Source organism: Yersinia alsatica (assembly GCF_025133195.1).
GTDB classification, from domain to species: domain Bacteria; phylum Pseudomonadota; class Gammaproteobacteria; order Enterobacterales; family Enterobacteriaceae; genus Yersinia; species Yersinia alsatica.
Window position 1 is genome coordinate 3,101,160 of sequence record NZ_CP104006.1, and the last position, 23,462, is coordinate 3,124,621.

Here is a 23,462-nt window from a genome sequence, read left to right on the forward strand (position 1 = left end):
TGAATATTGAATATTGAATATTGAACCTTGTGGCTTAATTTTCTATTTGGCTTTCTTAGTGACTTTATTTGCCAGTGCTTTTAACCGATCTCTAATAGCAGTAACGGCTAAAGCGCGGTTATCTGCAAGATAGCGGTCCTTCGCGGCGGGAGCTGAACTTTGAATGGCAATCAAAGACCAGTTCTCGCCATCTTTCAGCAGTAAGGGTGAGCCACTATCGCCCGGTAAAGTATCGCATTGGTGTGAAAGTACGCCTTGCTGCGCCCAGCCAGTAATCAGGCAATTCTCATGGCTGTATAGTGTGTCTAGGTGATCAAGTGGATAACCTGCCTGCGTTATTTTTCGATTAACTTGCTTCAGTGCTTGTGTCAGCTCATTAGCAGTGCCATCCCATAATGGCAGCGGCTTGATCGGAATACTTTTTGCATTGGTTAGCCGAATAAGAGCAAAGTCATAAGCAGCGGCGGCCGGCGGAACTATCCAGCCGTCACCATCAGGTTTAAGTTTCTTACCTAACTTAGCATCGACCAGAGTTTCCAAATGAGATGTTTGATATTTCCAATGGCCATTATGGGAAATAAACCGTAAGGCAATGGCGCGATCAATCTTCCCTGGCGGAGCTAATACGCAATGACCAGCAGTGAGCGCAAGGTGAGGGGAGATTAACGTGGCGGTACAAAGATTGCCGCTAGCGGTTTCAACTTGCCCAATGGCTTGCCATGGCCATTCGGTACTATCGGTTACGACTGTACGGTCATCTTTACCAAAAAATAGGGTTGTTTGATCCGCAGCACTGCTATCAGCAGCTTGTGTATCAGTCGGAGGGGCGGCAATAGCGGTAGAAAGAGGTAAAAAACTTAATAGCAATAATGAAGATAAACGCATAAATAGTTAGCCTTGCCTTTATTTACCGACCAAGAGGTTATCTATCAACACACAGTTGAAAACTGTTGATTAAACGGCTCATCATGAATCCCACTATCGCTAACTATAGACATAATTAGCCGTGTGGAACATTGTCGATAATTGATTTTTCAATAATTTTAGCGCGGCACCAGCCACTGGTACTATAAATAAAAAAATAATGTGATCACACCGCAAATAACTAATGTAGCTAAAGTGATTTCAAATAAGTAGCGACGCAGCATTTTCAGCACTCCTGATAAAAAACACCCGGAAAACCGGGTGTTGAGTGAATCAGCTGTTACAGTCAATCGTGGAGAGCTGGCTCCAGCTTTATTTAGCTAGAGGCTGCTACTTTGCGGCAGGGACTGCTGCCGGTGCAGATTTACTGTGTGTTGCTTTTTTATGGTGTTTTTTGGCTGCCTGAGCTTTTTGCATTGGCGCGGCTTTATCCATTTTTTTCATCGAATCTGACTTCATCGATTTTTTATCTTTTTTGTGGTGCATAGTTTTAGCTGGAGCACTATGTGCAGCCGGTGCAGTTGCCATCGGTGCTGCTGGCGGTGCAACAGTGTCTGCGGCGAAGGCGACAGATGACATACCCAGAGTTGCAGCAACAATCAGAGCTAATACTGTTTTCATGATTTATTCCTCAGTGTTCTGTTTGTATATCGGCCCCGTTGGGTCGTTGTAATGAGAATAGAGTAAATGATGAATAGCTTCCGTGAGTCATTGGTTTCGGCTTGTAACCGATTGTACAGAGCTGATTGTTCTCGGTAATCAGTCGCTCGATATATCTCTCACTCTATTTAAACCTCAAACTTTAGTTACAACATACAGTATGCTGTGAGTTAAAAAACGGCACTCTTTAGCCATGTGCCAATTGGGTATTACGCTGGGATCTAAGCTTGGCAGAGGAATACTGCCGCTCAGGGTGAGGGCAGTATTTTGAGGTTTAGTTTGTGTGCAAAAGCAGATTATAAATAACGCCGTTCTAGATGCTGACGGAAAAAGCGCGGATTAAGTGGTTCACCTGTAGCTTTAGTGATCAGTTCGGCGGTTAAATAGCGGCTACCGTGTTGCCAGATATTCTGCTGCAACCAAGTGAATAGGGCGCTAAGGTCGCCATTGGCAATATTTTTATCTAAGTCAGGAATTGAGCTGCGGGCAGTTTGGAATAATTGGGCGGCGTACATAGCGCCTAGTGTATAAGTAGGGAAATACCCAAAGGCGCCATCCGTCCAGTGAATATCTTGCATACATCCATTACGGTAGTTGCCTTCAGTGCTAATCCCGAGATATTGCTGCATTTTCTCATTCCAGATCGCGGGAATATCTTCTACCTCTATTTCACCGCTAATTAATGCCTTTTCAATCTCATAGCGCAAAATGACATGCGCAGGATAGCTGACTTCGTCAGCATCAACCCGGATAAAGCCAGTTTTGACACGTTGATTGAGAGCCACAAAATTTTGCTCGGCAAAAGCAGGCTGTTCACCAAATTGTTGGATAACCAGCGGGCGAACAATTTGTAGAAATTCCTCACTGCGCGCTAATTGCATCTCAAACAGCAAGCTTTGCGATTCGTGAATTGCTGTCGAGCGAGCATGTGATATTGGTTGGCCTAACCATTCACGGGGAAGGTTTTGCTCGTAACGGGCATGGCCGGTTTCATGCACAATGCCCATTAATGAACTGAGGAACTCTTGCTCATTATAACGGGTAGTAATGCGTACATCTTGGGGAACACCGCCACAGAATGGATGCACACTGACATCAACGCGCCCGCCGTCAAAGTCAAAACCCAGTACTTTCATCACATTCAAGCCAAGCTGGCGCTGTTTTTCTAGGTCAAATGGCCCTTGTGGGATCAGGCAACGTTCATTGGCTTGTTTGGCGGTGACTTGCTGTAATAACTCAGGTAACCACTGCTTAAGATCGCCAAAGATACGGTCCAGATCGGCGCTGTTCGTCCCCGGTTCATATAAATTCAGTAAGGCATCATAGCGCGATGTACCCGCGGCCTGTGCGCGAATTGCCGCTTCTTCGCGGCTGAGTTTGACCACTTCACGCAGATTTTCTGCAAAGCCATTCCAATCATTGGCGATACGTTGTTGCCGCCAGGCATGTTCACAGCGCGCTCCTGCCAGTGATTTGGCTTCAACCAGTGCTTCTGGCAATAACACCGCATTATTGTAATGGCGGCGCATTTCACGCACATTCGCCCGCTCAATGTCATTGAGTGTTTCTTGCTCGGCTTGTTGCAGCCACTCACCGACCTGTTTGGCGGTTAGAATCTGATGTTGCAGTACATTTAACTCAGCCATAGCCTCTGAGCGAGCAAGGTTACCTTTGGCGGGCATCATGGTTTGCATATCCCATCCGGCAATAGCCGACAAATGCTCAAAACGGGAAAGGCGAGTGAAAGTGGTGCGCAGGTGCTGATAAGCATTAGTCATAGAACACTCCATAAATCTGATATGCCAACTTATGTCATTGGTGGCAATTAATTAAGACTATCTGGGTCAGTAGACAGTGAGTAAAGACTTTTTACCGGCCAACAGAATCTGAAGCTGGCACCACCTAATGAACTGGCATCGACAGAGATACTGCCTTGATAAGCCAGTGCAATGGAGTGAACAATAGCCAATCCCAGGCCACAGCCACCGGTGGCGCGATCTCGGCTTGGGTCGAGGCGAACAAATGGCTCGAAAACTCGAGCTCTTTCTTCCAGTGGGATACCTGGCCCGTCATCTTCAACTTGCAAACAGGCGTTATCGCCATCAAACCATAACCCAACCCGCAGTCGTTTGGTGGAGTAACGTAGGGCGTTATTGACTAAATTATCCAGAACGCGCTCCATCAGACGCAGGTCAACCGCACCAAAATCCCCGTGATGGGGGATATCCAGTTCAATCTCGCGCTCACTATGAATCAAGCGCATATCCATAACCTTTGTGGTTAACCAGCCCGGCAGATCTATGGGTTCAAGATTTAGGGAGACTTGCGGGCGGTCCAGACGAGCATAAGTGAGAAGTTCGTCGATCAGAGCTTCCAACTGGCCAATATCATGATTCAAAGCCTGTTGTTCACTTTCAGTCAGATTATCACTCATTGCTAAACGATAGCGTAGGCGAACTAGTGGGGTGCGCAACTCATGTGCAATCCCATCAATCAGCAGCTTTTTACTGACAATCAAGGTGCTGATATTGTCTGCCATTTGGTTAAAGGCGACCCCCAGGCGGCTTAAGCTAGACGTGGGATCAAAATGTGTTCGCTCATCAAGATGACCCGCCCCCAAGCGCTGGGCCGCATTTTCCAGTTTAAGTAAATCTTTCCAGTGGGGGCGCATCCAGAGGAATACGGGTAAAGCTAAAGACATGCCAATCAGAATGAGTAAGGCTAAATCGAGCAAACGCATCTGATGCAGATAAAATAGATAGGGGACTGGGCCTACCGCGAGGACATAATGGCTGCGAGGTATTCGTTGCAGGAATGTATATTCATCATCCAGCGCAATGATTTCGCCTGCCCGTAGGCGCTTATTCAGCCGCTCGCCAAGGTCACGTTTATCGAGTGGCTCGATATGTAATTGGAAAGAAAGATTTAAATCTAATGTGGCGATGGTTTTGTTCCAGTCTTTTAGCGGGATCTCGCGTAACTCACTGCGCATTAAAGACAGCGAGCTTTTCATCAAATCATCGAGTGACTGACGCCCAGCGCGCTCTGCGGTGACTTTATAAACCAGCCCGACTAACATCGCCATCACCAAAAAACAGACGAATAGCAATAAGAAAAACTGAATAAATAGCTTCCTCATTGCTGCACAGACTCCCATGCATTCGGGGCGAACAAGTACCCTTTATTGCGCACGGTTTTGATGCGGAAAGGCTCAAGAGCATTGTCATAGAGTTTGCGGCGCAAACGCGAAATAGCGACATCGATGCTGCGGTCCATCCCGTCATAACTGACGCCGCGCAAGTTTTTCAAGAGTGCCTCGCGATCCATTATGATGCCAGCATGTGTTGCCAACTCCCATAGCAGATCAAAGTCAGAGGTGGATAACGTAATCTCTTCATCACTGAGATTGACCTGCCGATTGACTGGGTCAATGCAAAGTAAGCCGAAATGAATCGCGTTATAGCTGGTGAGTGGCGGGCTGATAGTCTCTTTAGTCTGCTGCTGATTGTGCTGACGGAGATGCAAACGTAAGCGGGCTAACAATACCGCTGGCGGTGTGGTTTTCAGGATATAGTCATTGGCCCCCATCTCCAGAGAGAGAATATGGTTCATATCACTGTCCAGTGAGGTCAACAGCACGATGGGGCCGTCATAACTTGGTCGCAAGTCGCGACACAATGTCATCCCATCTTTTCCAGGCAACATGATATCGAGCAACACCAGGTCAGGCTGTTGATCTTCAATAACCGCTTGCGCTGTATCACCGCGTGGTTCTACATACACATCGATGTCATGCTTGCCCAGATAGGCTGCAATCAGCTTTCCGACCTCCGGGTCGTCTTCTACAAAAACTATTTTGGTCATGTTTTTCAGTTTATAAAAGGGCCGGAATTCAGCATAGCGCGCTGTTGGCAGCAATACTATGCACGTTACTTATTCTACTTGTTATTAATGCTAGTGAGTGATTGCTAGACAACGGGCAAATCATTTCATTATATTAATGTAAGTGATTATATCGTCATCTCTATCTGGTTGCGCCCATCGTTTATATATCAATATCTATGATTAATGAATAGCTGTATCGATCAGCTAAGGACTGAGGGATGAGTGGCGAACACATTGGTGTGCCAGCGCACAGTGAGAAAGTCTGCTTCGATTACACGGAATTTTTGGCCGCTTCTTGCAAAAAACGTTGGAGTTTTCTTGATGCTATTTATGGTGTTATGCCGATTTTTGGGATGGTGGTAAAATCGCAAACTGAATTGGAGAGAACCCCGCAAGAGCGGCTTACGGCCTTGGCTCTACAGGTTTTATCAACCCAACTTAGTGATGAAACGAATATTGTTCGCTTGATTCGACTAGCGGAGCTGCAGGGCATAACCGCGCTGGATATTCAGTTGCCTTATGCTTTGGAAACCGCGCAACTCGGAGAAATTAAGCAAAAATTTCCGCAGTCGATGGGGCTGAGTCAGAAGGGCGAATGCTTATCTGTGGACATCTTGGGAACAGAAAATTACTAGCGGTGTTAACAAAATATTCAAATGGACAAACTCGTTTAACTGGCCTGTCCATTTGAGATATTTATTTCGCTACTATTTTCAACTCATTGCATTGCGAGCCAGGTTGCCGGGATAGTGGCGATTAACACCAGGCAGATAGCCGCACGTTCCAACGTATTGAGTAGCCGTAGCCCTTCATGCCCTTTACGTGCATAAATGAATACCGCCAGTCCTGGTGCGTATAGCAGGACAGAGAGCAACAGGTATAATAATCCCGCAGCATAAATCAGCCACAAGCCATATAAGCAAGCACCAGCGGCTACCACAATCAACCGCCAATCCTGACGTTTTAACGCCACTTTAAACAGAAATGCGCCAACCAGAAAGTAGGGCACCAGGATCATTTCTGATGCGATCGTCAGCAAAGTATTGTAATTACTGCCGGTCAGCCAGATAAGGATCAGTGCCACTTGTACCGCACAGTTGGTCAACCACAGGGATTTGGCCGGAGCATTGTGTTGATTGTGATGGCGGAATATTTTAGGGAATGCGCCGTGGTTAGCAGCAACCATTGGCACTTCTGCTGCCATAATGGTCCAGCTCAGGTATGCGCCGCAAACAGAAATAATCAGCCCGGTGGCAATAATAACTTCCCCCCAAGACCCCATCATCTCAACCATAATACCGGCCATCGAAGGGTTACGCATGCCAGCCAATTCAGCGCGAGGCACCACCCCAAGGGACAATAACGTAATGAGCAGGTAAACACTGAGTGCGGAGAGCACCGCCAGCATGGTAGCGCGCCCAACATCTTTTTTATTCCGTGCTCTGGCAGACACCACCACGGCGCCCTCTACACCAATAAAGACCCACAAGGTGATCAGCATAGTGTCTTTCACTTGCTGCCATACTGGGGTGTGCAGCGCAATACCGGTAAAATCAAAACTGAAGGTATCGAGGCTGAAGGCGAAACCCGCCAGAACAATAAAACCACCAATAGGGAGTAGTTTCGCCAATGTGGCGGCCAGATTGATACTGGCGGCAGTTTGCACGCCGCGTAACACCAGAGCATGCACCAACCACAGCAGGAAAGATGCCCCCAATAATGCCTGCCAGGTATTTCCTTCACCAAAGATAACGCTGCCCGATTTATCGGTAAAGAAACTCAAGGCGGCAAAAACAATCACTAAGTAAGAGACGTTGGCAATCACCGCACACAGCCAGTAGCCCCAAGCCGAGAAAAAGCCGATAAGGTCGCCAAAACCCTCTTTGGCATAGGTGAATATTCCACCATCCAGATCAGGGCGCAGGCGCGTTAATAACAACATCGCAAACGCCAGGAAAATGATCCCCACGCCGGTAATACTCCAGCCAATGAGCAAGGCTGCCGGGCTGGCAACTTCAGCCATATTTTGCGGCAAGCTGAAGACACCTGCACCCAGCATAGAGCTGAGGACCAGCGCAGTTAGCGCAGTCAGGCCGAGTTTTTTTTCCAATTGTGGATCCTGGTTTTTAGAGTATTAATGAATGGTTACTGGCTTTTAAGCAGCATTATATGAGGCGAATATATCAAGACCTGACAGATAATAGCCCCAAAATTTTTGGAAGATTTTACGGAGTGGGAAGCGATCATGCAATGATTGGTTATGCGATTTCGGCAAAAAATTATTCAATCAACGCTCATCAACGGCGGGTATATTACGAGCCAATAACAAAAGGGCAGCTAATGGCTGCCCTTTTGATGATTATTCAAACAAATTTATTTGAACAGGTCAGCACTCACGCTCAAGTTACCGCCGCTTTTATTCTGCCATTGGCGAGTCACGTGGTAGTACTTAGCCCCTTTTGCCGCCGCACGTTTGGCGACTTCGTGAGAGACATCCGTCATGCTGTTAAAGTGACCAGTGAAGCTAACAGAATCAAACGGCACCATCTGCGCGGCAGTGGTGTTATTCAATTCTTGAATCTGAGTGCCATCTGGCAGCGTTACGGTGTAACGTTTACCAGTTGATGATTGGGTTTCAAAGAAACGGCCAACATCAGCACTCGGTGTACCTGAAGAGGCCACACCCGGAATTTCAACATTCGCTGCAGCTGCGCCACCGGCTGCCAGCGCAGCACGACCCGCATCTGAATCCGCAGGAATCACATCCGGGCTTTGTACCACACGTTTGGCTGCATCTTCTTTATAGACATAGGCCGTCACGAACTGGTTGCCACCTTGGTTGGCATCGACCTGACGCACGATGAAGAAGGAGTAAGCGCCTTTCTCTTTTGCTGCTTTGGAAATGGCGTCACTGATATCAGGTTGGCTACGGAAGAAACCGCTGACAGAAACAGTGTCATAAGGTTGCAACGCGTAGGCTTCTGTTTTTGGTAATTCTTTAACACCATTAAAGACGCGATACTGGGTCTCTTTGCTCACTTCCGGTGCATCATTATGATAAACATCGGCCGTTACACGCCAGTTGCCGCCATTATTGTTGCTGTTGATATCTTGGATATAGAAAGAGTCTGCGCCCAATTTATCAGCACGGCGGGATACCGCATCAGCTGCTTCATTGATTGCATTAAACCGGCCAGTAATAGTAATGCGATCAAAGGGCTTGATGGCTGCTGCTTGCTCTGGAGCGAGTTCTTTTGCCGCATGTGCAGCAGAAAGCGCGGTGAGTGATAGCAATGCCGATGCGATGATCGTGTATTTCAGCTTCATAAAAAATCCTTTCGCCTTGCGCATTAACGTTGATACGTGCGGAACAATTGATGTGTAACAGAATAGCAGATGATTATTACATGTAATAATGGCGAGTGTCTCCGCAATTTATATGACTTAGTATATGAATTATGAAGTTCAGCCGCCCGGTACTTTACATTAAGAATCGATATAAGCTTTACGAATAATGGCTTTAACGTCATAAGTGCTGATTATTTACATTTTTCTAACTTAATCCCGCGCGGTGACTGGGTTGTACCACATTGAGAAAACTTATTATTTTGGCGCAAAGTTGCAGGACAAGCCGCTAGTAATTATTCTTTCTATAGTGAATTATACAGAGTTCTTTCCACCTGCCAGTTTTAGTGAAAAAACTGCGTCTGTTGCGCACACAGATATGGATCATCAGTCACATTTTCAGTAGGTTATAGGGAGCTATAGCGAAGCAGGTTTTTATCATAGGGCAATTACCCAAAGTATTTGAAACAGTGGGTAGGCAGCAAACGAATAAATCTCGGTGAGCTGACGTAGGTCAGTGATTCGGGAGCAAGAGAGCAGCTAACACCCCTGCAGCTTCAAATATGCAGGGTATGACAATACTCATCATCAAAGACAGGTAAAAAGGGAACATTATGCGTATTGGTGTACCAAGAGAGCGGTTGGCCAATGAAGCCCGTGTTGCAGCAACGCCGAAAACGGTAGAACAATTGCTGAAATTAGGCTTCACCGTGGCGATTGAAAGCGGAGCTGGCCATTTAGCCAGTTTTGACGATGCGGCATACCTGGAAGCGGGTGCCACCATTACGGATACCACCGATGTGTGGCAATCCGACCTTATCCTCAAAGTGAATGCCCCCCTTGAGGAAGAAATTGCCCTGATGCGTGAGGGGAGCACTTTGGTCAGCTTTATCTGGCCGGCTCAGAACCCTGAATTGCTGCAAAAGCTGGCAGAGCGTCAAGTCACTGTATTAGCAATGGATTCAGTACCGCGCATTTCTCGCGCCCAATCCATGGATGCGCTGAGCTCAATGGCTAACATTGCGGGCTATCGCGCCATTGTTGAAGCCGCACACGAATTTGGCCGCTTCTTTACCGGGCAAATTACCGCCGCCGGTAAGGTTCCACCGGCAAAAGTTGTCATTATTGGTGCCGGTGTTGCGGGGTTGGCCGCCATTGGTGCCGCCGGGAGCTTAGGGGCGATTGTTCGTGCCTTTGACACCCGTCCGGAAGTGAAAGAACAAGTTCAGAGTATGGGGGCTGAATTCCTCGAGCTGGATTTTGAAGAAGAAGCGGGCAGTGGTGACGGCTACGCCAAGGTGATGTCTGAAGCCTTTATCAAAGCTGAAATGGAGCTGTTTGCAGCACAAGCGGCTGAAGTAGATATCATCGTCACCACGGCATTGATTCCCGGTAAACCTGCACCACGGCTGATCACCAAAGAGATGGTGGCCTCGATGAAGTCGGGCAGCGTGATTGTCGATCTGGCAGCGCAGACCGGTGGTAACTGTGAACTGACGGTAGCCGATAAAGTCACTGTCACTGAAAATGGCGTGAAAATCATTGGTTATACTGATTTACCCAGCCGTTTACCGACCCAGTCATCCCAGCTTTACGGTACAAACCTAGTTAACTTGCTGAAATTACTCTGCAAAGAGAAAAACGGCGAGATCGACATTGATTTTGAAGATACCGTAATTCGCGGTGTTACCGTGGTTAAAACCGGTGAAATAACCTGGCCGGCACCGCCAATTCAGGTTTCGGCACAGCCTCAGGCAGCGAAAGCCGCGCCATTGGTGAAAGAAGAGGTTAAGCCGTCATCGCCATGGCCTAAATACATCATTATGGCTCTGGCCATCGTACTGTTTGGCTGGTTGGCAAATGTCGCGCCGAAAGAATTTTTATCTCACTTTACGGTCTTTGCATTGGCCTGTGTTGTTGGCTATTACGTGGTGTGGAATGTCAGCCATGCGCTGCATACGCCGCTGATGTCAGTCACTAACGCAATCTCGGGCATTATCGTGGTGGGCGCATTGTTGCAGATTGGCCACGGTGGCTGGGTAAGTTTCTTATCCTTTATTGCCGTATTGATTGCCAGCATCAACATTTTTGGTGGCTTTACCGTCACCCAGCGCATGCTGAAAATGTTCCGTAAAAACTAGGTTTATATAAAGCCGGGCTTGCCGAAAGTGCAGGCGGGTAAAGCTGAGTTGATGAAAATGTTGATTAAAAAAATTTTGCTGATGAAAACAGTGTCATACAAAAATAAAGGAGTAACTGATGTCTAGTGGTCTTGTTACAGCTGCGTACATAGTTGCTGCGATTCTATTTATTTTCAGTTTGGCTGGGCTGTCGCGCCACGAAACATCCAAACAAGGTAACACCTTTGGTGTGACCGGTATGGCCATCGCGCTTATCGCGACCATTCTGGGGCCAGACTCAGGCAATGTTGCTTGGATTATCATTGCTATGGTGATTGGTGGGGCAATCGGTATTTATCTGGCGAAGAAAGTCGAAATGACTGAAATGCCGGAACTGGTGGCTATCTTACACAGCTTCGTGGGTCTGGCGGCGGTTCTGGTTGGCTTTAACAGCTATCTGGATCATGGCCCAGTGGTCATGGATGCGGTGATGGTGAATATTCACCTGACCGAAGTGTTCTTGGGGATCTTTATCGGTGCGGTGACCTTCACCGGTTCTATTGTTGCCTTCGGTAAATTACGTGGGATTATCTCCTCCAAGCCGCTGATGCTGCCACAACGCCATAAGTTGAACTTGGTCGTGCTGGTTGTTTCATTCTTGCTGATGATTCTGTTTGTCAGAACCGATAGCGTCGCGCTGCAAGTGGTCGCACTGCTATTGATGACCTTGATTGCTTTGGGCTTCGGCTGGCACTTGGTTGCATCCATTGGGGGTGCAGACATGCCAGTGGTGGTCTCGATGCTGAACTCCTACTCCGGTTGGGCCGCAGCAGCAGCAGGTTTCATGCTCAGCAACGACCTGTTGATTGTAACCGGTGCATTAGTCGGTTCTTCCGGTGCGATCCTGTCGTACATCATGTGTAAAGCGATGAACCGTTCGTTTATTAGCGTGATTGCCGGCGGCTTTGGTACTGATGGCTCTTCTACTGGTGATGCCGAAGAGATGGGCGAATACCGTGAAACTACAGCGGAAGAAGTGGCCGACCTGCTGAAAAATGCTAGCTCGGTTATCATCACCCCTGGCTATGGTATGGCGGTTGCACAAGCTCAGTACCCCGTTGCGGAAATTACGGCAAAACTGCAAGCCCGTGGGATCAAAGTGCGCTTTGGTATTCACCCGGTAGCAGGGCGTTTGCCTGGCCATATGAACGTGTTATTGGCAGAAGCTAAAGTGCCTTATGACGTGGTGCTGGAGATGGACGAAATCAATGATGATTTCCCAAGCACCGATGTGGTATTGGTGATTGGTGCCAACGACACCGTTAACCCAGCCGCACTCGAAGATCCGCGCAGCCCGATTGCCGGTATGCCAGTGTTGGAAGTGTGGAAAGCGCAAAGTGTCATTGCCTTTAAACGTTCAATGAATACCGGCTATGCTGGCGTTCAGAACCCATTGTTCTTCAAAGACAATACTCAGATGTTGTTCGGCGATGCTAAAGACAGCGTAGAAGCCATCTTACGTGCGTTGTAATCGTTAGTGTTGTAGCTGAAAAAGGGCCACTGATGTGGCCCTTCTTTTTTGGCATTAAATTTGAAAATCAGATGAGAGGGCGATTATTCATCATCTTCGTGGTCTTCATCACTTTCAATCGGGCAAGTAAAACCTTCTGGTTTAATGGCCAATAAATCACATTTAAGATGGTCGATCACATGTTCGGTGGTGTTACCGATAAAGGCGGCAGATAGCCCGGTGCGCCCCAAAGTACCCAGCACCACCACCCCGGCGCGTAAATGCTCAGCTAAGTCCGGGATAACTTCTTCAGGTAATCCTTTCTCCACATGAGTGAATTTTTCGTCAATACCAAACTGCTGACGTAATGCTTTCATCGCCACCAAATGCTGACCGCGAATAGCATCGTTGTAGACACTCGGGTCAAAATCAGGCAATTCAATAGCAATATTGATCGGCGTTACCGGATAGGCGCTGATTAAATGCACCTGAGTTTGGTTAACATGCTCAGCCAGTTCTCTGGTTTCTTTCACTAAACGTAGATTGAGAGGGTCGTGCAGGGGATCTTCGCTGGATAAGTTGACGGCCACCAATGCGGTACCACCTTCCGGCCAAGGTTGGTCTTTTACCATCCACACCGGGCATGGACATTTACGTAATAAGTGCCAGTCAGTTGGGGTGAAAATAATGGATTCCAATCGGTCATGTTGATGAGCCATTTTTAGCAACAAATCGTGCTTATATTTCAGGACTTCCTGAATAATGGCTTCATACGGGCGATTGTGCCATACCACTTTGATTTCAATGGGCACGCCAGCATCAAGATAAAATCGGCACTGTTCGCTGATCCATGCTGAGCGTTGGCTAATGACCCCTTTGCGCATAGCCGTGCGCTCATCCGGGGACAGCAGGGTGGTCATGTCATATGACAAGTCATAAATAGCTAAAAATGCTTTGATTGTGCCGCCATTACGCTGCACAAGATAAACTGCACGTCTTAATGCAGGCTGATCATCCTGATTGGGGTCAATAGCCACCAGAATATTCTGATACTTTGCCATAGTGTCTCCTTACTACCGTGAATTAACAGTATGTTAGTTAAAGAGTAAACCATGAAAGTGAAAGAGGACAGGGAGAGAGCAAATCAGACCAATAAATAAGAGTTATCCTCTTGGGCATTTATTGATCTGATATCCGACTTAAAGATTAGGTCTTGGATTACCGGCTAACTGGGCCAACGCTTCGGTATTCTCAATGGTGATGTACTTGCCTTTCACACTCAGAATATCGCTTTTCTGGAAACGGCCCAACAAGCGGCTGATCGTTTCTACCGTCAACCCTAAATAGTTGCCGATATCACCGCGCGTCATGGTCAGACGGAACTCACGTGGAGAGAAGCCACGTTGAGCAAAGCGGCGCGAAAGATTATAAATAAAGGCGGCCAGACGCTCTTCTGCATTCTTTTTAGAAAGCAGCAAAATCATGTCTTGATCACCTTTTATCTCGCCACTCATCAGACGCATCATCTGCTGGCGCAGATTTGGCATTTTGCCGGATAAGTCATCCAGTGTATCAAACGGGATTTCGCACACCATGGAAGTTTCCAATGCCTGAGCAAAGCTTGGGTGTTGCAAGTTACTGATAGCATCAAAACCGACTAAATCGCCCGCCAGATGGAAACCGGTAATCTGCTCATCACCTTCTTCGGTAATGGTATAACTTTTAATGGTCCCGGAACGGATGGCATACAGGGATTTGAGTTCATCACCTGCTTTAAACAGCGCCTGTCCTTTCTGAATAGGTTTTTTCCTTTCAATGATATTGTCGAGCTGGTCCAGCTCGTTTTCATTTAAGGTAAACGGAATACAGAGCTGGCTGATACTGCAATCCTGACAGTGAATTGCACAACCACCAGACTGAATACGTCGGATTACGCGTTTTTCCGGGATCATAGGGTATTCCCATTAATATTGATATGCGTCAATTTTAACATCTTTTCTTGCGTCTGATAAGAGCAACAATAGTTAGCGTGCTAAAAGATAACCCTCATGCATTAATAACCAGCGTTTTCGCTCCACGCCACCGGCATAACCGGTCAATGCACCTTGTTGCCCAATCACCCGGTGGCAGGGGACAACAATGGAGATTGGATTCAGGCCATTTGCCATCCCAACCGCTCTGGACGCTGTTGGGCGGTTAATTCGCTTTGCTAACTCGCCATAGGTAATCGTCTCACCACAGGGGATTTTGCGTAATTGATCCCAGACCTGACGCTGAAAATCAGTACCGGCGGTCTTAACCGGTAAATTATCAATAATATTGAGTTCACCGGCAAAATAGCGTTGCATGCTCTCGCTTAAACCGCCGGGATTACGTTTTTCAACCAGCGTAAAGCTATTTTTGCCGTAATGATTGTTTAGCAATTTTATCAGTCGATCATAATGATCAGTCCAATCGATGGCCCGTAACCGGTGTTCTTCATCTGCAATGAGCAACAGTTCACCCTGAGGCGTTGTCATCCTATCAATCAAAAACGTTTCCATAAGTCTCCGCTATCTTGCTGTCATTGGTTGATGAAAATCTGTAACGGTGAATATTTTACTGGCAATTATTGCATGAAAAAGAGCTTCGATAGATCACTATCCGGATGTGAAAGCAAAAAGCTGTTCTTATTGCGGCATTAATCGCATAACACAGAAAGTTTAGTTATAAGGTCGGGGTGGGCGAAGTGAGTTTTAGCCGCTAGGATGAGAGTTTGTGAACGCGGTTTGTAATCATATTGCTGGCGGAAATACTGCTGGCGAAATCCATCTAATATCAGGTAGCCCATTCATGTCCAATACCCTGTTGTATCCTCTATTACGTGATGGTGAACCGCCAGCGGCGGCTATTGAACGTCCAGCAAGTCGCTCACCTTTTATTTTACTGGCAGATCATGCCGGGCAGCGCATTCCGGCTCAGTTAGGTGATTTGGGATTACCCGCCGGAGAAATTGATCGGCACATCGGCTGGGATATTGGCTCACTGGCTACCGCGCAGCTGCTTAGCCAGTATCTTGATGCCACATTGATTCATCAGCGCTATTCGCGCTTGGTGATTGATTGTAACCGCACTCCGGGGATCGCCAGCTCTATTCCTGAAATCTCGGAGCACACGCGGATTATACGTAACATCGGCGTGACGATAGAAGAGGCCGAAGCCCGTCGTGCTGAGGTATTCCAGCCGTATCATGATTTGATTACACAAACACTTAATCGGCGTCGTGATAGCGGCCAGCCCAGTGTCATTATCTCGATGCATAGCTTTACACCCTCATTTAAAAATAACGATCGCCCGTGGCAAATTGGGACCTTATTTAATCGTAACCCGGCCTTTGCTTCGCAATTGATTGAGCTTTTACAACAAGATAGCTCGCTGAATGTCGGGATTAACCAACCTTACGCCATGACGGATGCAACAGACTTTACTCTGCCATTCCATGCCGAACGTCGGCAATTACCTTATGTGGGTATCGAGATTCGTCAGGATCTTATTACGCAACAAGCGGGGCAGGAGCAATGGGCTCATCGTCTGGCAACACTATTACCACAGGTATTAGCGACATTAAATGGCGCAAAATAAGTGGTGGAATATGTATTTCCCCGATAAATATCTGTTTTGCATCAATGATCAAATGGGACTTATGACTAGCAGCAATTAATTGGCTATTATCGACCTTAACCATCACATTTTATTCATAACATGATCCTAAGGTTGACTATCACGTGGAATCTAAGCCTGCGCGTATCCTGATCAGTGCCTGTTTAATGGGAAAACCTGTTCGTTATAACGGCAGTGCTCTGTCTGTTCATGATGAAATTATTCAACGCTGGCAGGATGAAGGGCGACTGGTTCTGGTTTGCCCTGAGTTAGCCGCTGGTATGCCGGTACCGCGCCCCCCAGCTGAAATTCAGCAAGGCAATGGCGAGGCCGTGCTACAAGGGCAGGCGCGGGTGATTGAACAATGGGGTAATGATGTTAGCCGGGAGTTTCTGCAAGGCGCTTATCAGGCATTGGACGTGGCACAAAAACACCATTGTAAACTCGCCATTCTGACAGAAGGCAGCCCATCCTGCGGGAGTAGCCGTATTTATGATGGTCATTTTAGGGGTACTCAACGTACAGGTCAGGGGGTGACCACGGCACTATTACGTCGCCACGGGATCACCGTGTTCAGCCATCTTCAACTTGAACAAGCAGATGATTTTTTGCGAAGCTGTTCACAAATCAAGGTTGAAAATTAATCAAATGTCATAAAAACACGGTACACTGTATAAATAAACAGTGGTTACGTAACAATCGTATCTTTGATCACTTAATTTTGCTTGAAACCATTAAGTCGAGGTAGCGATATGACATTTAAGATAGTTGAAAAACAACCGCAACACGTCGTCAGTATCCGGGTGGTTGGCCCTTATCATGAGACCATCCCACTAGGATTTGACCAACTTTCATCGCTCTATGCTCAGCACCAAATCCCCGGCCGAGACTGGCTAGCACTGTATTGGGATAACCCAGAAACCAATCCTCCGGCCCAATTGCGAGCTGATGTGTCGCTATCGGTCGCAGATGACTATGTCTTGCCTGAAGAGCTCAGTAATCAACTGCAATTACAAGTGATCCCCGGTGGTTGCTATGCGGTGTATAGCACTCGAGTAACAGATGATGATTACGCCAAAGCATGGGGTGAATTGTATCATCAGCATCTGCCGCAAAGTGGCTATCGCCCAGCGGACGGCGCATGTTACGAGGTTTACCTTAATGACGGCAGGAGTGATGGATATTTTGATATTGATATTTATCAATCAGTTGAGAAAGCGCAATAAAGTGCAGCAGCAGCCGGGTTAGCCAGTTCGGCTGCTGACTCAAACCATCTTTGTATTCATCTTTATTCTTTATATTGAAGCCACTGATGATAGCCAAGGCTCATTCTTTTTGCGGGTGTCTACTGCCACTTTTATCTGTCTGCATTTTGCTGCTCAGTAGTTAGAAATAGTTGGCTTAGCCAGTCACTGAAAATCCGGACGCGCGGGGAAAGCTGGCGATTATGGGGATACAGAAAAGAGACTGGCATGGAGGGCGGAGCATACTCCGGCAGTATCTCAATCAATGTTCCGTTCATTAAATCGGGTTCAATGTGATAGCGCGGCACCTGAATAATCCCTAATCCCAGCCGTGCAGCAGCCACGAAACTTTCTGCGCCACTGACCGACAAAACAGTACGTAGCTTAATTTGATGATATTCAGGGGATGAGCGGGGCGATGATGGCTGATGTGAGTTTGCTTTTGGGGGGCGCGGCAATGTGCCATGCGCACAAAATTCCAAGGGCATCAGTCCACCGGTCGCGCTTGAACGAAAGCCGACCATCTGGTGTTCTGCCAGCTGTTTTAAGCTGTATGGCATTCCATATTGTTGCAGATAACTCGGTGCAGCACAGGTGACTTGGGGTAATAGTGCGACTCGGCGGGCGACCATGTCACTGTCTTGCAAATTCCCGACACGTAGCACGCCATCAATGCCTTCACGAATCAAATCGACCAACCGGTCACCTTCACTGATAAATAATTCAATATCAGGGTATTGAGCAATAAAGTCAGGTAATTGCGGCAACACAAAATGACGGGCCAGAGTGCCTTGTACATCAATTCGCAGTAAGCCTCGCGGCTTGGCATTGGCAAACGCCATTTCAGCATCTTCAATGTCGGCAATAATGTGCAGGCAGCGCTGATAGTATGCTTCACCATCCAAGGTCGGGCTGACATGCCGGGTTGTTCGTTGCAAGAGACGAACATTTAAGCGCTTTTCCAGTTGCTTAATCGCATCGGTCACCGTAGAGCGTGGCAAATTTAAATCTTCGGCTGTTTGGGTAAAACTGCGCTGTTCCACTACTCTGGTAAACACACGCATTGCATCTATTCGGTCCACGCTATTGTTCGCTTTATTCGGATAGTATTACCGAATAATAGTGGATTATCCGAATAGGTAAAGGTGGCATTCTCTGTTTACCGATTTGGCGGCGACAGATCTCATTGGGATATGCGGCCAATCAGCGAACACTGACCATTAAACTGACCTTCAGGGGAATATCATGACGAATACAACTCAGCCCGTTGCCATTGTGACCGGGGCATCGCGCGGTATTGGTGCCGCTATAGCTGAACGCTTGGCGCAGGATGGCTATACCGTGCTTATTAATTATTCTCGGGCTGATAATGAGGCCGAAGCCTTAGTGCGCAAAATACAACAAGCGGGTGGAAATGCATTGAGCGCCAAAGGCGATATCAGTGACCCCATCGCCGTTGCTCAATTATTTACCAAAGCTGAAACGGCTTTTGGTGGTGTCGATGTGTTAGTTAATAATGCGGGAATTCTGTCTCTTAGCACGATTGCTGAGAGTGATGATGAGCACTTCGACCGCCAAATTGCCATCAACCTAAAAGGCAGTTTTAACGGAATGCGGGAAGCGGCTAAACGGCTGAGAGATGGAGGCCGTATTGTTAACTTCTCAACCAGTGTGGTGGGGCTAAAACTGGAGAAATATGCTGTTTACGCGGGTACGAAAGCCGCTGTTGAAACCATGACTGCCATACTGGCAAAAGAATTACGGGGCCGCAATATTACGGTCAACGCCGTTGCTCCTGGGCCAACAGCGACCGACCTGTTCTTAAATGGTAAATCACCTGAGCTGATTGAAAAAATGGCAAAAATGGCCCCACTGGAAAGATTGGGTACACCCGAAGATATCGCGGCGGCAGTGGCCTTTTTAGTCAGTAAAGAGGGTGGCTGGATTAATGGACAAGTTTTGCGGGCCAATGGGGGGCTGATTTAACGCCATCAAGTTGTTTGGCTGCGAGAGATCTGGGAATAATCTTGAAAGTTAAGGATTAATAATTAATTGCGCTTGTCATAAAAGCGTCATTAGCCTGTTTTAGTATCCGTTGTAACCAATAAATACAATTTGTATTACTGTTTTACAACAAGGAATTCTACTAATGCAGAACCGCATATCCACTTTGTCCGGCATAGCGTTATCCACCCTGATCTTAAGCAGCTCTCTGTTCGTACCGAATGCGGTTGCCGCCGCTACTGGGCTATATGATCGCAGCGCTCATGGCGATGTCACCCAGTTTGGCGGAGCGCGTCGTTTGACGGGGGATCAAACTCAAGCTCTGCGTGACTCGTTATCTAATAAGACGGTAAAAAATGTCATTTTATTGATTGGTGACGGCATGGGGGATTCAGAAATCACCTCTGCACGTAACTATGCTATGGGAGCCGGTGGCTTCTTTAAAGGCATTGATGCCCTGCCGCTGACAGGGCAATATACCCACTATTCATTAGATAAAAAAACGCAAAAGCCAGATTATGTCACTGACTCAGCCGCTTCCGCGACCGCATGGTCTTCGGGTGTAAAAACCTATAATGGCGCGCTGGGTGTCGATGTGTTTGGCAAAGATCATGTCACTATTTTAGAACTGGCTAAAAAAGCAGGTAAAGCTACCGGTAATGTGTCAACCGCAGAGCTGCAAGATGCGACGCCAGCAGCACAGTTTGCGCATGTCACCGGGCGTAAATGTTATGGTCCAGAAGAAACCAGTGAGAAATGTGGCACCAATGCATTGGAAAATGGGGGCCGTGGTTCTATTACTGAGCAAATGATTGAAGGGCGCGCCGATGTCACTTTGGGCGGCGGCGCAAAATCATTCAGCCAGTTGGCTAAAGCCGGTGAGTGGAAAGATAAATCACTGCGTGACCAAGCATTGGCCCGTGGTTATGTGATTGTCGAAAACCTTGATGACTTGAATGCCATCAAACAGGCAGACCAGAAGAAACCGCTTTTAGGGCTATTCAGCTCTGGCAATATGCCGGTGCGCTGGCAAGGGCCAAAAGCCTCTTACCACGGCAATCTCGATAAACCCGCGGTTGTATGTGAAAATAATGCCGAACGTACCAAGGATATTCCAACGCTGGCAGTCATGACTGAAAAGGCCATTGACCTGCTGAAAACCAATAAAAATGGCTTCTTCCTGCAAGTAGAAGGGGCGTCGATTGATAAGCAAGACCACGCCGCTAACCCATGTGGCCAGTTTGGCGAAACCGTCGATCTGGATGAAGCCGTACAGAAAGCACTGGAGTTCGCCCGTGCTGATGGTAACACCTTGGTTATTGTGACGGCAGACCACGCGCATTCTAGCCAAATTATTGAAGCTGACGCTAAAGCCCCAGGTTTGACGCAAGCATTAACCACTAAAGATGGTGCGATAATGGCGATCAGCTATGGCAACTCTGAAGATGATTCCCAAGGGCACACCGGTACCCAATTGCGTATCGCTGCTTATGGCCCACATGCAACCAATGTTGTCGGTCTAACTGATCAGACCGACCTGTTCTTTACCATGCGTGATGCCATGGCAATTAAATAAATTCCCTTTCTTTTTGTTGAATAATCCCGGTGCAGTTATGGCCGGGATTTTTATTGCTGCCATCCCACCCTGGTTTTTATTTCTGCCGAAATATCCTATTTACATCATCATCGCTTATCAATTGTTATAATAATAACATTTTAGATTGTCTGGTTAAGGCGAAAAACCGAATTATCTCCCTTTCATTGCTGCGATCATTGTCACACACATAACATTTATAGCCTGATAATGTTATTGCATTAACATTGAATGATAAAAAAATAGCATAGAGGAAGGGACAATGGATATTGCAGTCATTGGTTCGAACATGGTTGATCTGATCACCTACATTGATGAAATGCCACAAATCGGGGAAACATTAGAAGCACCGGATTTTGAAATCGGGTGCGGCGGTAAAGGGGCGAATCAGGCAGTAGCCGCGGCCAGATTAGGCGCCAATGTCATGATGGTCACTCGCGTGGGTGATGATCTGTTTGCAGAAAATACCATTCGAAACTTACAACAAGCGGGTATTGATACCCAATATGTGAAAACAGTCGCCGGAACGTCCAGTGGTGTCGCACCCATTTTTGTCGATAAGTCATCACAAAATCGCATTCTCATTATCAAAGGCGCGAATAACCACCTGTCACCGGCAGATATCGATGCTGCGGCTGATGCCTTAAAGACCTGCCAGTTGATCATCTTGCAACTCGAAATACCATTAGAAACGGTCTATGCCGCGATTGATTTTGCTCGTCAGCACCAGATTAAAGTTATTCTCAATCCAGCCCCGGCATCTAAAGCACTTGATATTGGCTATGCCTGTCAGTGCGAGTTCTTCATGCCAAATGAAACCGAACTTGCCATCCTGACCGGAATGCCAGTGGACAGTCTGGATAATATTTATCGGGCAGGGCGCAGCTTGTTGGATAAAGGTCTGCATAACCTGATTATTACGTTGGGGCATCGCGGTTCTTTATGGATGCATGGCGAAGACATTCACCATGTGCCGCCGGTCAGTGTTCATGCCATTGATACCAGTGGCGCTGGCGATGCTTTTATTGGCTGTTTTGCTCATGAATATGTTCAGCACGGAAATGTATTAAAAGCTATGGAAATGGCCTCTGCTTTTGCAGCATACAGTGTCACCGGCAAAGGAACACAACGTTCTTACCCTGACGCGTCGCAATTTATTGATTTTTTAAATACCCTACACCAAGGAAAATAAAATGCGCCTGAATACCGTTCAACTGCCAGATGGCTATTTAAATAAAACCCCTTTATTCCAATTTATTTTGCTTTCCTGCTTATTCCCACTCTGGGGATGTGCAGCTAGTCTGAATGATATTTTAATTACTCAATTTAAAAGTGTTTTTGCGCTCAGTGATTTCGCCAGTGCATTGGTACAAAGTGCCTTTTATGGTGGCTACTTCCTGATTGCTATTCCCGCGTCATTAGTGATTAAGAAAAGCAGTTATAAAGTGGCTATCTTGATTGGGCTAACACTTTATATTGTTGGTTGTACATTGTTTTATCCCGCATCCCACATGGCAACTTACACCATGTTTCTGGCGGCTATTTTCGCCATTGCCATTGGTTTGAGCTTCCTCGAAACCGCCGCCAATACCTACAGCTCAATGATTGGTCATAAGGATTACGCCACTCTGCGCCTGAATATCAGCCAGACGTTTTATCCGATTGGCGCATTGATGGGGATAGTATTAGGCAAATATTTGGTATTCCAGGAAGGCGACAGTTTACAGAGTCAAATGGCATCAATGACGCCAGAGCAGATCCATGAGTTTCGTCTTAGCATGTTAGAACACACCTTAGAGCCTTATAAATATCTAATCTTTGTCCTATTACTGGTAATGCTGCTCTTTGTCATTACCCGTTATCCACATTGCAAGCCTCAAGGCGACAGTAATAAGAAAGTGGCCCAGCCATCATTAAAAGAAACACTGAAATACCTGGCAGGGAATGGTCGCTTTAAAAAAGGCATTGCGGCACAGTTCCTTTATGTTGGTATGCAAGTCGCAGTCTGGTCTTTTACTATTCGTCTGGCGTTGAATCTTGGCGCATCTAATGAACGAGATGCTGCAAACTTTATGATCTACAGTTTTATTTGCTTCTTTATCGGTAAGTTTGTTGCCAACTTCCTGATGACCCGTTTTAAAGCAGAGAAAGTGTTAATTGCCTATTCCATCTTGGGAGCATTAACCCTGCTATATGTGGTCTGTATACCTAACTTTACTGCGGTTTATGCCGCCGTATTTGTCAGCGTATTATTCGGGCCGTGCTGGGCCACCATTTATGCCGGCACATTGGATACAGTAGACAATAAATATACCGAGGTAGCTGGGGCGATTATTGTCATGTCAATTGTCGGTGCTGCGGTTGTTCCTGCCTTGCAGGGTTTTGTCTCTGACCATTTAGGCTCAATGCAGCATGCTTTTGTTGTCTCTTTACTGTGCTTCGCCTATGTAGGTTTCTATTTCTGGGGTGAACTGCGCAATAAACAGCGAGTCAATGCGGCAACATTGGCAAATAACGAATCCTAGTTAAACGGGGAG

Annotated in this window: 22 protein-coding genes; 10 read left to right on the forward strand and 12 right to left on the reverse strand. The window is 47.0% G+C overall.

Annotated elements, in window-relative coordinates; genetic code table 11:
• Positions 1-42 precede the first annotated feature (42 nt).
• From N0H69_RS13860 to rstA, 6 genes are all read right to left on the reverse strand, one after another.
• Complete coding sequence (locus tag N0H69_RS13860; RefSeq protein WP_050107096.1) at positions 43-885, reverse strand: trypsin-like serine peptidase; 843 nt, start codon at positions 883-885, stop codon at positions 43-45.
• 182 nt (positions 886-1,067) lie between these two features.
• Positions 1,068-1,148 (reverse strand): small membrane protein YdgU, encoded by an 81-nt coding sequence (gene ydgU, locus N0H69_RS22355; protein ID WP_491010438.1) that lies wholly within the window; start codon positions 1,146-1,148, stop codon positions 1,068-1,070.
• Positions 1,149-1,254: 106 nt separating this feature from the next.
• Positions 1,255-1,545, reverse strand: coding sequence for an acid resistance repetitive basic protein Asr (gene asr / locus N0H69_RS13865; protein WP_050134494.1), 291 nt, complete (start codon positions 1,543-1,545; stop codon positions 1,255-1,257).
• 335 nt (positions 1,546-1,880) lie between these two features.
• Positions 1,881-3,362, reverse strand: a complete 1,482-nt coding sequence (locus N0H69_RS13870) for a carboxypeptidase M32 (protein ID WP_050151185.1) — start codon at positions 3,360-3,362, stop codon at positions 1,881-1,883.
• 47 nt (positions 3,363-3,409) lie between these two features.
• The gene (rstB, locus tag N0H69_RS13875; RefSeq protein WP_050107092.1) at positions 3,410-4,723 is read right to left on the reverse strand and encodes a two-component system sensor histidine kinase RstB; all 1,314 of its coding nucleotides are present in this window, start codon (positions 4,721-4,723) and stop codon (positions 3,410-3,412) included.
• Entirely contained in the window at positions 4,720-5,448 is a 729-nt protein-coding gene (rstA, locus tag N0H69_RS13880; RefSeq protein ID WP_050151186.1) for a two-component system response regulator RstA, read from the reverse strand. The genes rstB and rstA overlap by 4 nt, the downstream gene beginning before the upstream one ends.
• Before the next feature lie 239 nt (positions 5,449-5,687).
• Between rstA and N0H69_RS13885 the strand changes: the two genes are divergently transcribed.
• Positions 5,688-6,104 (forward strand): hypothetical protein, encoded by a 417-nt coding sequence (locus N0H69_RS13885; RefSeq protein ID WP_050107088.1) that lies wholly within the window; start codon positions 5,688-5,690, stop codon positions 6,102-6,104.
• 83 nt (positions 6,105-6,187) lie between these two features.
• On the opposite strand, the gene N0H69_RS13890 is transcribed toward N0H69_RS13885, so the two are convergent.
• Positions 6,188-7,579, reverse strand: coding sequence for an amino acid permease (locus tag N0H69_RS13890; RefSeq protein ID WP_050151187.1), 1,392 nt, complete (start codon positions 7,577-7,579; stop codon positions 6,188-6,190).
• A 263-nt stretch (positions 7,580-7,842) separates the two neighbouring features.
• Entirely contained in the window at positions 7,843-8,796 is a 954-nt protein-coding gene (gene ydgH, locus N0H69_RS13895; protein WP_050134491.1) for a DUF1471 family protein YdgH, read from the reverse strand.
• A gap of 632 nt (positions 8,797-9,428) precedes the next feature.
• Between ydgH and pntA the strand changes: the two genes are divergently transcribed.
• On the forward strand, positions 9,429-10,955 hold the full coding sequence (gene pntA, locus N0H69_RS13900) for a Re/Si-specific NAD(P)(+) transhydrogenase subunit alpha (protein WP_050107080.1): 1,527 nt from the start codon (positions 9,429-9,431) through the stop codon (positions 10,953-10,955).
• A gap of 118 nt (positions 10,956-11,073) precedes the next feature.
• Positions 11,074-12,465, forward strand: a complete 1,392-nt coding sequence (gene pntB, locus N0H69_RS13905; protein ID WP_050151188.1) for a Re/Si-specific NAD(P)(+) transhydrogenase subunit beta — start codon at positions 11,074-11,076, stop codon at positions 12,463-12,465.
• A gap of 83 nt (positions 12,466-12,548) precedes the next feature.
• Here the strand turns inward: pntB and uspE are convergent, their stop codons facing one another.
• The 3 genes from uspE to ogt form a co-directional block, all read right to left on the reverse strand.
• The gene (gene uspE / locus N0H69_RS13910) at positions 12,549-13,505 is read right to left on the reverse strand and encodes a universal stress protein UspE (protein ID WP_050121313.1); all 957 of its coding nucleotides are present in this window, start codon (positions 13,503-13,505) and stop codon (positions 12,549-12,551) included.
• 138 nt (positions 13,506-13,643) lie between these two features.
• Entirely contained in the window at positions 13,644-14,396 is a 753-nt protein-coding gene (gene fnr, locus N0H69_RS13915; protein WP_025378308.1) for a fumarate/nitrate reduction transcriptional regulator Fnr, read from the reverse strand.
• A 72-nt stretch (positions 14,397-14,468) separates the two neighbouring features.
• Entirely contained in the window at positions 14,469-14,987 is a 519-nt protein-coding gene (gene ogt / locus N0H69_RS13920; RefSeq protein WP_050107074.1) for a methylated-DNA--[protein]-cysteine S-methyltransferase, read from the reverse strand.
• Between the two features lie 289 nt (positions 14,988-15,276).
• Here ogt and N0H69_RS13925 point away from each other — a divergent pair, with 289 nt between their 5' ends.
• From N0H69_RS13925 to sbmC, 3 genes are all read left to right on the forward strand, one after another.
• The gene (locus tag N0H69_RS13925) at positions 15,277-16,065 is read left to right on the forward strand and encodes an N-formylglutamate amidohydrolase (protein WP_050145956.1); all 789 of its coding nucleotides are present in this window, start codon (positions 15,277-15,279) and stop codon (positions 16,063-16,065) included.
• 143 nt (positions 16,066-16,208) lie between these two features.
• Positions 16,209-16,727, forward strand: a complete 519-nt coding sequence (locus tag N0H69_RS13930) for a 2-thiouracil desulfurase family protein (RefSeq protein ID WP_050107070.1) — start codon at positions 16,209-16,211, stop codon at positions 16,725-16,727.
• A gap of 108 nt (positions 16,728-16,835) precedes the next feature.
• Positions 16,836-17,309: a DNA gyrase inhibitor SbmC gene (gene sbmC / locus N0H69_RS13935; RefSeq protein WP_050151189.1), complete on the forward strand. Its 474-nt coding sequence runs from the start codon at positions 16,836-16,838 to the stop codon at positions 17,307-17,309.
• Between the two features lie 131 nt (positions 17,310-17,440).
• Here sbmC and N0H69_RS13940 read toward each other — a convergent pair whose 3' ends face one another.
• The gene (locus tag N0H69_RS13940) at positions 17,441-18,409 is read right to left on the reverse strand and encodes a LysR family transcriptional regulator (protein ID WP_050107067.1); all 969 of its coding nucleotides are present in this window, start codon (positions 18,407-18,409) and stop codon (positions 17,441-17,443) included.
• 163 nt (positions 18,410-18,572) lie between these two features.
• On the opposite strand from N0H69_RS13940, the gene N0H69_RS13945 reads away from it, so the two are divergent.
• The 4 genes from N0H69_RS13945 (at position 18,573) to fucP (ending at position 23,450) form a co-directional block, all read left to right on the forward strand.
• A complete protein-coding gene (locus tag N0H69_RS13945) occupies positions 18,573-19,313 on the forward strand; it encodes an SDR family oxidoreductase (RefSeq protein WP_050107064.1) in 741 nt (246 codons plus the stop codon).
• Positions 19,314-19,476: 163 nt separating this feature from the next.
• Positions 19,477-20,907, forward strand: coding sequence for an alkaline phosphatase (gene phoA / locus N0H69_RS13950; RefSeq protein ID WP_050151190.1), 1,431 nt, complete (start codon positions 19,477-19,479; stop codon positions 20,905-20,907).
• Between the two features lie 280 nt (positions 20,908-21,187).
• Positions 21,188-22,117, forward strand: coding sequence for a ribokinase (gene rbsK / locus N0H69_RS13955; RefSeq protein ID WP_050107061.1), 930 nt, complete (start codon positions 21,188-21,190; stop codon positions 22,115-22,117).
• A gap of 1 nt (position 22,118) precedes the next feature.
• Positions 22,119-23,450, forward strand: coding sequence for an L-fucose:H+ symporter permease (gene fucP, locus N0H69_RS13960; protein ID WP_050121317.1), 1,332 nt, complete (start codon positions 22,119-22,121; stop codon positions 23,448-23,450).
• The last annotated feature ends 12 nt before the right edge of the window (positions 23,451-23,462 follow it).

What these genes read in the sequence shown, in the direction of transcription:
- N0H69_RS13860 (WP_050107096.1), bottom strand. Translation starts at nt 885, where the DNA reads ATGCGTTTATCTTCATTATTGCTATTAAGTTTTTTACCTCTTTCTACC.
- ydgU (WP_491010438.1), bottom strand. Translation starts at nt 1,148, where the DNA reads ATGCTGCGTCGCTACTTATTTGAAATCACTTTAGCTACATTAGTTATT.
- asr (WP_050134494.1), bottom strand. Translation starts at nt 1,545, where the DNA reads ATGAAAACAGTATTAGCTCTGATTGTTGCTGCAACTCTGGGTATGTCA.
- N0H69_RS13870 (WP_050151185.1), bottom strand. Translation starts at nt 3,362, where the DNA reads ATGACTAATGCTTATCAGCACCTGCGCACCACTTTCACTCGCCTTTCC.
- rstB (WP_050107092.1), bottom strand. Translation starts at nt 4,723, where the DNA reads ATGAGGAAGCTATTTATTCAGTTTTTCTTATTGCTATTCGTCTGTTTT.
- rstA (WP_050151186.1), bottom strand. Translation starts at nt 5,448, where the DNA reads ATGACCAAAATAGTTTTTGTAGAAGACGACCCGGAGGTCGGAAAGCTG.
- N0H69_RS13885 (WP_050107088.1), top strand. Translation starts at nt 5,688, where the DNA reads ATGAGTGGCGAACACATTGGTGTGCCAGCGCACAGTGAGAAAGTCTGC.
- ydgH (WP_050134491.1), bottom strand. Translation starts at nt 8,796, where the DNA reads ATGAAGCTGAAATACACGATCATCGCATCGGCATTGCTATCACTCACC.
- pntA (WP_050107080.1), top strand. Translation starts at nt 9,429, where the DNA reads ATGCGTATTGGTGTACCAAGAGAGCGGTTGGCCAATGAAGCCCGTGTT.
- pntB (WP_050151188.1), top strand. Translation starts at nt 11,074, where the DNA reads ATGTCTAGTGGTCTTGTTACAGCTGCGTACATAGTTGCTGCGATTCTA.
- uspE (WP_050121313.1), bottom strand. Translation starts at nt 13,505, where the DNA reads ATGGCAAAGTATCAGAATATTCTGGTGGCTATTGACCCCAATCAGGAT.
- fnr (WP_025378308.1), bottom strand. Translation starts at nt 14,396, where the DNA reads ATGATCCCGGAAAAACGCGTAATCCGACGTATTCAGTCTGGTGGTTGT.
- ogt (WP_050107074.1), bottom strand. Translation starts at nt 14,987, where the DNA reads ATGGAAACGTTTTTGATTGATAGGATGACAACGCCTCAGGGTGAACTG.
- N0H69_RS13925 (WP_050145956.1), top strand. Translation starts at nt 15,277, where the DNA reads ATGTCCAATACCCTGTTGTATCCTCTATTACGTGATGGTGAACCGCCA.
- sbmC (WP_050151189.1), top strand. Translation starts at nt 16,836, where the DNA reads ATGACATTTAAGATAGTTGAAAAACAACCGCAACACGTCGTCAGTATC.
- N0H69_RS13945 (WP_050107064.1), top strand. Translation starts at nt 18,573, where the DNA reads ATGACGAATACAACTCAGCCCGTTGCCATTGTGACCGGGGCATCGCGC.
- phoA (WP_050151190.1), top strand. Translation starts at nt 19,477, where the DNA reads ATGCAGAACCGCATATCCACTTTGTCCGGCATAGCGTTATCCACCCTG.
- rbsK (WP_050107061.1), top strand. Translation starts at nt 21,188, where the DNA reads ATGGATATTGCAGTCATTGGTTCGAACATGGTTGATCTGATCACCTAC.
- fucP (WP_050121317.1), top strand. Translation starts at nt 22,119, where the DNA reads ATGCGCCTGAATACCGTTCAACTGCCAGATGGCTATTTAAATAAAACC.